At 63.7% G+C, this 13237-nt stretch carries 11 protein-coding genes and 1 pseudogene; 9 read left to right on the top strand and 3 right to left on the bottom strand.

Annotated features, from left to right (window positions below; translation table 11 throughout):
- Positions 1-4: 4 nt before the first annotated feature.
- The 4 genes from ACWRN3_RS21805 to ACWRN3_RS21790 all read left to right on the top strand — a co-directional run bounded on the left by ACWRN3_RS21805 (position 5) and on the right by ACWRN3_RS21790 (position 5137).
- Complete coding sequence (locus ACWRN3_RS21805; protein WP_255174654.1) at positions 5-823, top strand: pyruvate, water dikinase regulatory protein; 819 nt, start codon at positions 5-7, stop codon at positions 821-823.
- A 146-nt stretch (positions 824-969) separates the two neighbouring features.
- Positions 970-3381 carry a phosphoenolpyruvate synthase gene (gene ppsA, locus ACWRN3_RS21800; protein ID WP_476741898.1) on the top strand — a complete coding sequence of 804 codons (2412 nt, stop codon included), beginning with the start codon at positions 970-972 and terminating at the stop codon, positions 3379-3381.
- A 313-nt stretch (positions 3382-3694) separates the two neighbouring features.
- Positions 3695-4609: an intradiol ring-cleavage dioxygenase gene (locus ACWRN3_RS21795; protein WP_324643421.1), complete on the top strand. Its 915-nt coding sequence runs from the start codon at positions 3695-3697 to the stop codon at positions 4607-4609.
- 93 nt (positions 4610-4702) lie between these two features.
- Positions 4703-5137 carry a hypothetical protein gene (locus ACWRN3_RS21790; RefSeq protein WP_308209020.1) on the top strand — a complete coding sequence of 145 codons (435 nt, stop codon included), beginning with the start codon at positions 4703-4705 and terminating at the stop codon, positions 5135-5137.
- A 1-nt stretch (position 5138) separates the two neighbouring features.
- Here the strand turns inward: ACWRN3_RS21790 and ACWRN3_RS21785 are convergent, their stop codons facing one another.
- Positions 5139-6113 (bottom strand): alpha/beta fold hydrolase, encoded by a 975-nt coding sequence (locus tag ACWRN3_RS21785; protein WP_324643420.1) that lies wholly within the window; start codon positions 6111-6113, stop codon positions 5139-5141.
- 175 nt (positions 6114-6288) lie between these two features.
- Between ACWRN3_RS21785 and ACWRN3_RS21780 the strand changes: the two genes are divergently transcribed.
- From ACWRN3_RS21780 to ACWRN3_RS21765, 4 genes and pseudogenes are all read left to right on the top strand, one after another.
- On the top strand, positions 6289-7338 hold the full coding sequence (locus tag ACWRN3_RS21780; protein ID WP_476741897.1) for an LLM class flavin-dependent oxidoreductase: 1050 nt from the start codon (positions 6289-6291) through the stop codon (positions 7336-7338).
- Between the two features lie 188 nt (positions 7339-7526).
- Positions 7527-7751: pseudogene (locus ACWRN3_RS21775) on the top strand (ParB/RepB/Spo0J family partition protein); the annotation flags it as partial.
- A gap of 71 nt (positions 7752-7822) precedes the next feature.
- Positions 7823-8947: a tyrosine-type recombinase/integrase gene (locus ACWRN3_RS21770; RefSeq protein ID WP_255175675.1), complete on the top strand. Its 1125-nt coding sequence runs from the start codon at positions 7823-7825 to the stop codon at positions 8945-8947.
- Positions 8944-11022 (top strand): tyrosine-type recombinase/integrase, encoded by a 2079-nt coding sequence (locus tag ACWRN3_RS21765; protein WP_476741896.1) that lies wholly within the window; start codon positions 8944-8946, stop codon positions 11020-11022. Before ACWRN3_RS21770 ends, ACWRN3_RS21765 begins: the two co-directional genes overlap by 4 nt.
- 169 nt (positions 11023-11191) lie before the next feature.
- Here the strand turns inward: ACWRN3_RS21765 and ACWRN3_RS21760 are convergent, their stop codons facing one another.
- Positions 11192-11521: a hypothetical protein gene (locus ACWRN3_RS21760; protein ID WP_255173606.1), complete on the bottom strand. Its 330-nt coding sequence runs from the start codon at positions 11519-11521 to the stop codon at positions 11192-11194.
- A gap of 102 nt (positions 11522-11623) precedes the next feature.
- Entirely contained in the window at positions 11624-12274 is a 651-nt protein-coding gene (locus ACWRN3_RS21755; RefSeq protein ID WP_476741895.1) for an amidase domain-containing protein, read from the bottom strand.
- A gap of 548 nt (positions 12275-12822) precedes the next feature.
- Between ACWRN3_RS21755 and ACWRN3_RS21750 the strand changes: the two genes are divergently transcribed.
- Entirely contained in the window at positions 12823-12945 is a 123-nt protein-coding gene (locus ACWRN3_RS21750) for a hypothetical protein (protein WP_324643415.1), read from the top strand.
- Positions 12946-13237 lie beyond the last annotated feature (292 nt).

Here is a 13237-nt window from a genome sequence, read left to right as displayed (position 1 = left end):
TCCCATGACCACTGCTGCTCTACGGCCTGTCTACTTCCTGTCGGACAGCACCGGCATCACCGCGGAAACCTTGGGGAATACGCTGCTGACGCAGTTCCCCGTGGACAACTTCGACCGCGTCACCATTCCCTTCATCACCACGGCTGAACAGGCCCGGTCTGTAGTGCGTACCATCGACGGCCTTGCTGCCACCGGGCCGCAGCCGCTGGTCTTTTCCACCGCCGTCAGCAGCGAAATACGGCAGATCCTGGGCGGCTGCAAGGGCGTCATCGTGGACCTGATCGGTACGCACGTGGGAGTCCTGGAACAGGCGCTGGGGGCACCGGCCAGCGGCGAACCGGGCCGCGCGCACGGGCTGGGGAACGCCGCGCGCTACCAGTCCCGGATGGCGGCGGTGGAGTACGCGATGGAGCACGACGACGGGCAGAGCCTGCGTGCGCTGGAGAAGGCCCAGGTGATCCTGGTGGCCCCGTCCCGGTGCGGCAAGACGCCCACCACCATGTATCTGGCGCTCCAGCACGGGATCTTCGCCGCAAACTTTCCACTGGTGGACGAAGACTTCCAGCACGACGGGCTGCCCAAGCCGCTGCGGCCTTTCGTGTCGAAGTGTTTCGGCCTGTCCTCCAACCCGTTGCGCCTCAGCCAGATCCGGACCGAACGGCGGCCCAGCTCCCCGTATGCGTCGCTGCGGCAGTGCGGTTTTGAGCTGCGCAGCGCCGAGCAGCTGTACGTCTCGCACCGCATTCCGTACCTGAACTCGGCCACCGTCTCCGTGGAGGAGATGGCGGCCACCATCCTGCAGCGGATGAACCTCAAGCACTAGCCCGGAATTTCACAAACGTGGCGTAGCGCACATCATGTGGAAAGTCCGCTGAAGACCTGAAACTGTTAGCTGGATCTTTCTTCCGGCCGGCACTACCGTGCGCGGCCGGCGATGCCTACGCCACCCTCTGCAAAGGAGCAGTAAACATGACGACTGACGTTCTGTGGTTCTCTGAACTTGGACTCAAGGACCTGGACAAGGTGGGCGGCAAGAACGCCTCCCTGGGCGAGATGGTGCAGAACCTGACCTCGGCCGGCGTCCAGGTTCCGGACGGGTTCGCCACCACGGCGGACGCGTACCGCAGGTTCCTGTCCGATTCCGGCCTGGACCAGAAGATTGCCGACCGGCTGGTGGGACTGGACACGGATGACGTGACGGCCCTGGCCGCCGCCGGCCAGGAAATCCGCTCCCTGGTCCGCGATACCCCCTTCCTGCCGGACTTCGAGGCGCAGGTCCGCGAGGCGTACCAGCAGCTGGTGGACAAGCACGCCGGCTCCGCCGACCTGTCCTGGGCGGTACGGTCCAGCGCCACCGCGGAGGACCTTCCCGATGCCTCCTTCGCCGGGCAGCAGGAAACCTTCCTGAACGTCCGCGGGATCGAGAACATCCTGCAGGCCATCAAGGACGTCTTCGCCTCCCTCTACAACGACCGCGCCATCGCCTACCGCGTGCACCACAAGTTCGAGCACGCCGAGGTGGCACTGTCCGCCGGCATCCAGCGCATGGTGCGTTCCGACGTCGGCGCGTCCGGTGTCATGTTCACCATGGACACCGAGTCCGGCTTCCAGGACGCCGTGTTCGTCACCTCCTCCTACGGCCTGGGCGAAGCCGTCGTGCAGGGTGCCGTGAACCCGGACGAGTTCTACGTCTACAAGCCCGCCCTCGAGGCCGGCCGCCCGGCGATCCTCAAGCGCGGCCTGGGCGAGAAGGCCCTGCAGATGACGTACACCAACAGCAGCGAAATCGGCCGCACCATCGATTTCGTCCCGGTGGAGGACTCCCTGCGCTCGCGCTTCAGCCTGACGGACGACGACGTGGAGCAGCTTGCACGACACGCGGTCGCCATCGAGAAGCACTACGGCCGTCCCATGGACATTGAGTGGGGCAAGGACGGGATCGACGGCGGCCTGTACATCCTGCAGGCACGTCCGGAAACCGTGCAGTCCCGCCGGGCCCCCGGCAGCATGAGCAGGTTCCGCCTGAACGAAAGCGGGCCCGTGCTGGTGGAAGGCCGCGCCATCGGCCAGCGGATCGGCGCCGGCAAGGTCCGGATCCTCACCGCCATCGACCAGATGGCCTCCTTCCAGACCGGCGACGTCCTGGTGGCCGACATGACGGACCCCGACTGGGAACCCATCATGAAGCGGGCCTCCGCCATCGTCACCAACCGCGGCGGCCGTACCTGCCACGCCGCCATCATCGCCCGCGAACTGGGGATTCCCGCCGTCGTGGGCACCGGCAACGCCACTGACTCGCTGTCCGACGGGCAGGAAGTCACTGTCTCCTGCGCCGACGGCGAGACCGGCACCATCTACCAGGGCCTGCTGGACTTCAGTGTTGAGGAAACCGGCATCACCCAGATGCCTGAGGCGCCGGTGAAGGTCATGATGAACGTCGGCACCCCGGAGCAGGCCTTCACCTTCGCCCAGCTGCCCAACCACGGCGTGGGCCTGGCGCGGCTGGAGTTCATCATCAACCGGCAGATCGGCATCCACCCCAAGGCCCTGCTGAACCTGGACAGCCAGCCCGAGGACGTGGCCGCCGAGATCTGGGAGCGGATCAGCGCCTACGACAGCCCCCGCGACTACTACATCAAGCGGCTGGCTGAAGGCGTGGCCACGATCGCTGCGGCATTCGCGCCGGAACCGGTGATCGTGCGCATGTCCGACTTCAAGTCCAACGAGTACGCCAACCTGATCGGTGGGCCGGCCTACGAGCCGCACGAAGAGAACCCGATGATCGGCTTCCGCGGCGCGTCCCGCTACCTGGAGCCGTCCTTCCGGGACTGCTTCGACCTCGAGTGCGAGGCCCTGTCCTTTGTCCGCAACGAGATGGGCCTGACCAACGTCAAGCTGATGATCCCGTTCGTTCGCACCCTGGACGAGGCGCAGGGCGTCATCGAACTGCTCGCTGAGAACGGCCTGCGCCGCGGCGAAAACGGCCTCGAAGTGATCATGATGTGCGAGCTGCCCTCCAACGCGCTGCTGGCCGACGAGTTCCTGGAATACTTCGACGGCTTCTCCATCGGCTCCAACGACATGACCCAGCTGACCCTGGGCCTGGACCGCGACTCGGCCATCGTGGCCAACAGCTTCGATGAACGGGACGCCGCCGTGAAGAAGCTGCTCAGCATGGCCATCAAGGCCTGCCGGGCCCGGGACAAGTACGTGGGCATCTGCGGCCAGGGCCCCAGCGACCACCCGGACTTCGCCGAGTGGCTGGTGAAGGAAGGCGTCAATTCCGTCTCGCTGAACCCGGACACAGTGGTGGACACCTGGATCCGGCTCGCCGGGGCGTCGGAGGAGACGCCGAACGTCGCCGCGGCTGCCGGCGTATAGCGGGTAGGCCCCTTACCCCTGGGGGGGGGGGGGGGGGGGGGGGGGGGCCCGCCCCCCCCCCCCGCCCCGGCGGCGGCCCCGGGGGGTGCCTGGGGGGGGGCCGGGGCCCCCCGCCCCCCCCCCCGCCTCGCTTTTCCGTCGCCTGGGACGCCGGGCCCGCTTCGCTGGAACGGACGACGACGGCGGCGGCCGGGTGCCGCCGTCGTACGTTCCGCCGGGGCTGGCTTCCTATGGGGAAGCGCCCGTCCGGACGCACAGCTACGGCACAGCAGCAACCGGCCCAGGGCATAGCCCCGTGCGGTTTCCTTGCATCATGACCACTTCACGCACACCCCGCCAGCCCGATTCTGACCAGCCGCACCCCGACCACGACCGGGGGCTGGAGTTCGACCTGAACACCCTGGTGAGCCGCAGGTCGCTGGGGCTGTTCCTCGGTGCAGGCGGTGCGGTGGCCGCGCTCGCCGCCTGCACACCCGCCGCAACCACGGGCTCTGCCTCGCCGGCAGCAAGCACGGCGACGGCCGCCACCTCCTCGGCATCTGCCACGGCCACGGACGCCGTCACCGCCACCCCCACGCTGACCCGGGCCATCGCTGAGTGCGGCGTGGAAATTCCGCAGGAAACCGCCGGCCCCTATCCGGGGGACGGCTCCAACGGGCCGAATGTCCTGGAAGCCTCCGGGGTGGTGCGGAAGGACATCACCTCAAGCTTCGGGACTGCCTCCGCAAAGGCGGAGGGCGTTCCGCTGACCTTCACCCTGACCCTCCTGGACAACGCCAACGGCTGCACCCCGATGGCCGGCGCCGCGGTGTACGCCTGGCACTGCGACCGGGACGGAAAATACTCGATGTACGACTCGAGCCTGAAGAACGAAAACTACCTGCGCGGCGTGCAGGAAGCCGACGCCAACGGGCAGGTCACGTTCACGTCGATCTTCCCGGCCGCCTACTCCGGGCGCTGGCCGCACATCCACTTCGAGGTGTTCGAGTCCATGAACAATGCCACCGCTGCCGGGCAGGTATTGGCCGTCTCCCAGATCGCGCTGCCGCAGGCGGCCTGCGACGACGTGTACGCCACCCCCGGGTACGAGCGCAGCGTCACGAACATGACCCGCACCACGCTCAAGTCGGACAACGTGTTCGGGAACGACGGCGGCATCTACCAGCTGGCAACGATGACCGGGTCAGCGGCTGCCGGCTATACCGCCGGGCTCAACGTGACCATCTAGGACGAAACGATCAACACCCTCCCGGCTCTGGCGGTGCATAGCCGGGCGAACTATGCTCTCACGCATCACCCCACGCACGTTGTGAAGGGAACAATGATGAAACTGAGCCACATTCCGCTCCGCCTGGCCACCGGAGCCTTCATATTGAACGCCGGCTACAGCAAGCGGAACCTGGACAAGGACAGCGCAGCCCGTATGCAGGGCATGGGAGCCAAGGTGTACCCGCAGGTGGCCCGGATGGAGCCGGAAACGTTTGGAAAGCTGCTCAGCTACGCCGAGATGACCTTGGGCGCGGCACTCCTGGCACCGTTCGTGCCGAGCCGGCTGGCGGGGCTGGGCCTTGGCCTCTTCTCCGGATCGCTTCTGACCATGTACCGAAGAATTCCGGAGATGACCCTGGAGGACGGGATCAGGCCCAGCCAGCAAGGCACCGTGCTGGCGAAGGACGTCTGGATGTTCGGGATCGCCCTCGCGCTGATCCTGGACCGGAACCGTACCAAGGGCTCCTCCGTGAGTCGGGCGGCCTGATTCATTGTGCAGCTGACGGTTCGCGGAACTCCTGTGGCTGCGTGACGCGCTGGATGAATTCGACCGTCTCGCGTTCGGTTTCGGCTCGGGTGGTGGGTTCGTTGTGCACCTCGTGCCGGACGCCGGGGAAGACGCGGGTGCGGACGTCGGCGTGGCCCGAATCAGCCAGGCGGTTGGCCACATGGTAGGCGCCTTCGCCGTAGTTGGTCACGGGGTCCTGGTCACCGGCGAGGATGAGGACGGGGAGTTCGGCGGGGAGCTGTTTGTACCAGTCGTCGGAGGTGACTTGGTCGTAGAGGTCCACGAAGCCCTGCAGGAAACGGGCGCTCAGCGGTGCGCCGAAGTTGTTGAAGGGGTCCCTGCCGTGGTCGGCGACGACGTCCGCATCCAGCGCGACCCAGGCCGTGGGGCCCGCGCCTTCGCCGAAACGGCCCAGGAAGCCGTCGAAGAGCTGGCCCACCAGTTCCTGGGGAGCGGGCTCGGCACCGCGCTCGCCGGAGGCAAGCCGCTCCAGTTCGGGCCGGTCGACCATTTTCTCGATGCCGCGCATCTGGGCGGCGATGCCGCAGAGGACCAGGCCGGACAGCTGTGTGCGCGGGTCCACGGCCATGCCGCGGGCGATCATGGAGCCCCAGCTGTGGCCGAACACCACGTAGGGAAGCGGGGGGAGCGCCTCCCTGGCCTTGGCCTGGAGGGTGACCTCGTCCGCGACCACCACGCTGGCGGCGTCCTCGCCGGCGTCGCCCCAGGTGCCCTGCTGCATTGCCGTGCGCCCGTGGCCGGAGTGGTCGCCCGCCACCACGATGAACCCGGCGTCCACCAGGGTGGAAATGAGGTGGAGGTAGCGGCGGGAGTGCTCGCCGAGCCCGTGGATCAGCTGCACAATGGCCTTGGGCTGCCCGATGGGTTCGTAGACCCAGGCCTGGATGGTGTCGCGGCCGTTGGCGGACGTGAACTCGATTTCCTGCAGTGACATGTGTTCCTCCCGTGCCTGCGCCGTCGCTGGCTCGTGGTGAGCCTAACGCCTTGGTGGACGGCGCCGTCAAGGTTGTCTTTACATGCGGCGCCGGGCCGTGGGACATGTTGGTTCATGCTCTGCCTGAGCGCCTAGTCTGAACACCAAACCACGTCCCCGGATCCTGGAGGAAGCCATGCCGCACCCCGACCGTCCTTTGCGCAAGCTTGGCTTCCTCACCATTGGGCTGTTCGATCCTCTTGATCCAGCCGCGGGGCATGAATCGACGCTGCAGATCATTGAGCTGGGGGAGCGGCTGGGGTTCGACAGTGCCTGGCTCCGCCACCGGCACCTGCAGTTCGGGATCTCTTCTCCTGTGGCGGTGATGGCCGCCGCCAGTCAGCGGACCTCGCGGATTGAGCTGGGAACTGCCGTGACGCCGCTGGGCTGGGAGAACCCGCTGCGCCTGGCCGAGGACCTGGCCACCGTGGACCTGCTCGCTGGCGGACGGATCAATCCTGGCGTGAGTGTGGGGGAGCCGATGCAGTACGACACGGTGAAGCAGGAGCTGTACCCGGATACTGCTGATGTGGAGGACTTCAGCTACGCCCGGGTGGAGCGGTTTGCGCGGCTGGTGGCGGGGGAGCCGGTGCGGGAGTTCTCCGGCAAGCAAGGCGTGGTGGAGGAGTTTTCCAACCGGGTGGAGCCGCATTCGCCAGGGCTGCGGGACCGGCTTTGGTACGGGGCTGGCAGCACGAAGTCAGCGGTGTGGGCCGGTTCGAACGGCTTCAACCTGCTCTCCAGCAGCGTGATCTTTCCGGACAAGGGCCAGGAACCGGACTTCGCCCTGGTCCAGCAGTCGCAGATCCGGGCGTTCCGCGAAGCGGCTGCTGCGGCCGGACATTCCGGGGCCCGGGTGTCGCAGGGGCTGGTGGTGATCCCGACTGACTCTGCTTCTCCTGCACAGCGGGAGAAGTACCAGCGGTATGTCGAGGAACGCACTCCGCGGACTGCCGCTCCGCAGGGGCCGCGGGGCATGATGTTCGCTCCGGATCTGATCGGAACCAGCGAGGAGATCGCTGAGCAGCTGTATGGTCACGCCGGTTTCCAGGAGGTGGATGAGGTGGCGTTCGCGCTGCCCTTCAGCTTCGACCACGAGGAGTACGTTCAGATCTTGACCGATATAGCAGGGAAGCTGGGGCCGGCCTTGGGCTGGGCTCCAAGAAATGGCAGCGCGGCGTCGTAGGCATCCAGGGTGATCGACAAGCCCGCACAGGAAGCTGTTTCTTGCAGTGCAAAGGCGGGGCAACCTGAACGGGAAGATCGAGTAAACGAAGATCGCGATGCGTCGGTGAAGGCGGCTGCTAAAGCGAGGTGGAGAAGCATCCGCGACAAGAGAACCGAAGCCCCTAGGAAGTAGAATGCATGCTCGCGCGGGTGGTCGAGAACATCCAACGCTCCGCGTTGACCGAGGCAGACGAAGCCGAGGCCTACCACCAGCTCTCCCTGATCGGCGTGTCAGCGGCGCAGATCGCCAAGAAAACCGGGCGGACTAAGATCACCGTCGAGGACGCCCTGAAGGCCAAGTCCACCACCGCCGGGGACGCCGCCCTGGGCAGGAGTTGCACCATCGAAGAAGCCCTGATTCTGGCCGAATTCTTTCTTATGTGGACACTGCGCGCCTCTCAGTCGAGTGGGCTGAGGGGTGTTGCACTGGAAAGGTGACGCAGATGCGGGTTGTAACGACCAAGTCATCCGGGACGGTTTCCGCCGTGATGCTTCTGGATCCTGACGGGGCAGCGGTGGTCCCTGTCTGCAGGTTCCTGCAACACATCCTGGACTCCGGAGGCAGCCCGAACACTGCCGCTGCATACGGTTTCGACCTAAAGAACCTGTTTGAATTCCTCGAGGAAACCGACACGGACTGGGAAGATTTCCGTCCCGCTGTAGCTTTGCAGTTCCTGGGCTGGCTTAGGCGGCGTCCAAGCCGGAGGCCAGCTCAGCGGCTTGGTCTTGCCATGACTGGCCCCGAGGGCCGGCTACTGGCTCCGGCCACTGTTGCTCGTGTGCTGGCTGCCGTATCAAGTTTTTACGAGTGGGCCATTGTCGCCGAGATGTTCGACGCCGAAAATCCCATGCGACGGCAACCTGACCGGGCATGGGCCATGGTGAGAGAGCGGCACCGTCCCTTCACTGGCGGTGCAAGCAGGCAGCAGCCGATGAGGCGACAGATCAGGGTCAAGCTGCCGCTTAGACTGCCCCGCCCCTTGGCAATACGGGAAGTCGAGGCCCTGCTGAACAGCATGACCTGCCTGCGGGATCTGGCCATGGTCCTGCTGATGCTTGACGGGGGACTGCGCCCAGGGGAGGTGTTAAGCCTGCACCTTGAGGACGTCTCGTACGGACGTCGGCGCGTCACCATCCGCAAACGCGATGACCATCCACGTGGCGCGAGGGGGAAATCCCGCCAGGAACGCGTCGTTGATGTCTTGGAACCCCGAACCCTGGACGCCGTGAACCGGTATGTCATGCGCGAACGCCCGTCCCAGTCAAAGAGCCCCTTTCTCTTCCTGGTCGGCGGCCGCGGTGCCCGATCGTGTGAGCCGCTTTCGTACGACGCGTTGGTGCGGATGTTCGCTCGCCGGCTGAGCATGCTCGGATTGCGGGCACCTGAGAAGACCCCGCATGCCTTGCGTCATACACACGCGACCCTGATGTGGGAAGCGGGCATGCGGGAGTTGGCACTCCAACAACGTCTGGGCCACGCTTCGCCGGAGTCGACCAGGATTTACACCAGGGTGTCGGATTCTCAGGTCCGCGATGAGTATCGCGCCGCCTTGGGTGCCCTCCAATGAACACTGCAAGCGTAACGGCACGGATAACCGCTCCTACTGCACGCCGCCATGCTACGGAGGCGGAGTACAGTGCGTGGGTCAAGGCGTTTATCCCGCACTACGCCGCCCGCTACGAGCGGATGGCGTCCTATCGTCGATTTGTTCAGGCGTGGCCTGATCTGGAGGAATGGTTCCAGGCGCCTCTTCTTGTTCGTGCCGGCTTTACCGGTGGACCCCTTCGCGCAAATGGGCGCACGGCTACATTCGATGCCAGTGGGTATTTGGTCTATCTGGCCCTCGTGCGCGGCGTTGGGCTGGGGTATGAGTTCCTTTTTGTCCGTAAGTACGCCCGACTTTTCAGCGTTCAAGCGGGCGGAAAGGGGCTCGGAGTGGACTTGGATCTCTTTGAGTCCCACGTAACGAAGCTGGATGAGTTGGGATACATCCCAGAATCTGCGCGTTCGAACCTCACCTGGGCAATCGGTCGTCTCCTGCTTCATCGTGGTGACCCCGACATCACGGCAATCACTGCCGGGGACTTATTTGCTATGGCAGAGCAGATACGGGCCTTTGGTCAGCGGGAGGACTTCGCCCAGCTCCGGGCAGCTCTCTATCAGAAGTCCCCTTGGCAAATGACGGGTGAGAACGCCGGGGAACGCTTCACCAAAGCCCATTTGGCGAAAGTCCACTGTCTGCACGTCCTGCTGTTCAACATCGGGCAGGTCACCAGCCCGCCGACTTCTGGCACGAGACGCAGAAAGGGGTGGGAGGAAAACTTGCTCCCGGAACCCTGCCCACCCCGGATACGGGCAGTCGTTGAGCGCTATCTTTCCACCCGTCTTGAGGCCCAGTTGGACCGCCCTCAGACGGTCCGGATCGCCAGGGAGGGCTTGCGGCGTTTCGTGAACTGGCTCGGACGGGAACACCCAGAAGTCATATCCCTGGCCCAGCTGGATCGGACCTTGGTTGAGGAATACCTCCGCTGGTTACCCACCTACACGAGTCAGACCACAGGGCAACCGCTGCAGGTGACCACCCGCAAGCATGAGATCAATGCCATCGGGGCGTTCTGTCGCGATACGAGCATGTGGGGCTGGGACGATGTTCCAGGTGGACCGCTGCTCACTACCCGGGACGCGCCTCGCCGACTGGAGACGGTTCCCCGTTACCTGCCCCGGCACGAGCTCGACTCCTTGATGGCCGCGATAGAAGGACTTACCGACCCGTTGCAGCGGACAGCGTTGCTGCTGCTGAGGTGGTCCGGTGCACGACGGGACGAAATCCGGCGGCTTACGTGGGACTGCCTTGACGCCTATGCCAGCGGCCACCCGAGACTGCGGATTCCGGTCGGGAAAGGTCACTCTGAACGCCTCATCCCGCTGCACCCTGACGCGGCCCTTTCGCTGCAGGAGGCAATCAATCAGGCCAAGGCGATGAAGGCAGTGGCGCGGCGTGATGCCACCACGGGCCGGCTGGAGAACTACATCTTCGTCCGCAAGGGCAAACTCCTGTCATCGGCGACCCTCTTCGATGACGCCTTCGAGAAGGCGTGCACAGCTGCCGGCCTCGTCGATTCCAAGGGAACCAGGACCGTTAGCGCACACAGGCTTCGCCACACCCTCGGCACGCAGCTCGCCGAGGGAGGAGCGCGGATTCAAACCATCATGACGATCCTGGGCCACAAGAGCGCCTCGATGTCGATGATCTACAGCCGGATCTCCGACCCCGTAGTGCGTCGCCAGTATGAGGAAGCATTGGCGTCAGGTAACCGGATTGCTGGCCCAGCGGCGGAAGCTCTGATGACTGGAAAGCTTGACGACGAATCCATTCATTGGCTTCAAACTAACTTCCTCAAAACCGAACTCGAGCTCGGCCACTGCCTGCGACTGCCAGCAGAAGGGCCATGCGAATGCGAATTGATGCTCACCTGCCCAAAATTTCTCACCACCACCGAATACGCACCAAGGCTACGGGCGCGGCTTGAACGACAGGAAGAACTCATTGCGGATGCTGAGGTCCGCGGCTGGCCTCGAGAAGTCGAACGCCATAGGGCCGCCCAGGAAAGGATTCGAGCTCTACTCCAGGATTTGGCCTGACGTCGAGTGGTATCGAGAGTGCCATTCACAGTTGGTGGAGGCGAAATGGAGTGACCACGACAATGCGCGCAGGGCTTGGCAGCCTGCGCGCATTGTCTGTGGGTGAAAGCGTGCTGCGGCCTTGGATAGCGGGGCCAACGTCGGCTACGGGCTTTGGTGACGAGCTGGCCTACGGTGAGGTTGAAGCGGCTGGGGACTTAGCAGGCCCAGCTGTTCCTAGTGCCACCTGCCACCTGGCTTCGCTCCAGTCGAGTTCAAATGAAACTTCATGTCCCTGGCTATCCGTAGCTGTGACGATGTAGTTGTCAGGTGCGCCGTGATGCTCTTGGTACTCAACTTTTGAAGTTGCTGGATCGAGCTTCTTGGCGTCGGCAATGAGAGCATCAGCTCCTGCTTCTCGCCCCTGCATTTCTAGCAGAGCGAGATCGAGTAGCTTTTGCCGGTCGCCTTCCTTCGCTGCGTCGATAACTTTCTCGGCAGTTGAATTCCGCTGTCCCATGTCCGGGTCGAAAGTCTTGTCGCAGCCGCTGAGCGTAACGAGTACTGCTACGGCGGCTGAGAGGGCGATCGATCTTGACGTTCGCATGTTTGCACCAATTCTCTAAGTCCGGAGGCCATACCAGGTTGCGTATGGGAACGATGCATAGAGATCCCACACGCTTCTGTCGAGCACGTCGTTGGTATGGTTGCTCACCCGAATATCGCGTGTGCCAGCGCTCCATGGTGAGTAAGTAACGAACATGGAATGGTCAACGTCGGGGGTTCCTTCGGGCCAGTGCACTTGCAGCACGTCGGCGGGACCAAGGTCGTTTAGATAGCTGAGGTATGTCACGCGGCCTTGTCCGACAGCGAAATTATGAAAGTTCTGTGCCCCTGTCCACGAGTAGGTCTGGTTTGCCCAGTCGTACCACCAGCTACTGTCATATTGGTACCAGCCCCCCTGGTCCTGCCAGCCCCCTGCCTTTAGCGACTGGGAAACGAAGTTCTGGCAGTCGTTGCCGAATTGCCTGTAAGCCCCATTCCGGCCCAGAGCCCAAGATCGGGCATAGTTGACCATCGCGGTGTAGTCGTAACCCGCCATCAAAGAAGGTGTTGTGGCGCCTGTCTTGGGGCCAACGGCTGGCTTGGTCTCCGGAACATGATCATTTGGCGCGACAGCCTTCGCTGGGGTTGCCACTCGGCCTGTGCCGATCTTCAGAGCAGCTTGTGAACCAGGAGGATTCTTGGCGTATGCGAGTTGTTCTGCGCTCACAACCGTTGATGGCGGGGTCCCGTTAGGTGACTTAGGTTTGATATTGTCAATGACCCACCCGTTATCGGCCTTGGTGAACTCAACAACCTGCTCGTAAATGTAGGTCTGTGGAGGTCCGCACTAATATGTCTAGTTTTTGTCACGATTCGTCCCCCTCAACGATCTTCGTTGACCGCCTCCCCCCATGAAAGGCTGATTGAAAAATAGCACTGAATAATGGCCTGCGGGGCGTTTCGTAAAAACTAATTTATTTTCATCTCAAGAGTTCCATTTTCAGCCCTCTGAGCTGTCCCGGAAATCCAGGACCAGACCCTGAAGGATCGGCTCGTGCTGGATGACCCTGCCTTTCAACCAGTGATCTGCGCCGATGACGCGCACCGGGAGTGAGCGGACACGAATGCCTTGTCATAATCAGATCCTTGGAATTTCCCGGTTGTCCAGATAATTGAAGACGACCCCGACGCGACCGAGGAACTTGAATCAGTCCTCGCCGACGAACCCGACATGCCGCGCTGATCGCCGAACTCGAAGGCTAGGGCAAGACCATCGTGGAGGACGCGGGCCGCTACGCCGATGAAGACGCCCTGTACGTCTCGGCCGCGAACCGGGCCAACGGTGAACCTGCGACCGAGGACGAGGCCAACGCCTACGTCATCCAGCGCAATTGGTAAGGCCACCACTCCGCCAGACCAGTCATCAACGGGTGGAAAGAACTCGGCTTCACCCCGCGCCACGAACGCTACGACGGCGGCCGACAGGCACAGTCCGGCCCCATGACCGAGGAACAGAAAGCCGAGCGGAAGACCCTGATCGCCAACAACAAGGCGATGGAATCCGTCCTGTTAACTGAACTTCATCGTAGAGTCTGGATCAGGGTTCTCCGGAGAGGTGGTTCTCGTGGACGAAGTGCGGCTCAAACTACTCGAGGGACAGATTGGCCTTATGGCGATAGGCGTAGTGGTC

This window comes from Pseudarthrobacter sp. rb (assembly GCF_056389225.1).
This window is presented reverse-complemented; position numbering and strand designations above follow the sequence as displayed.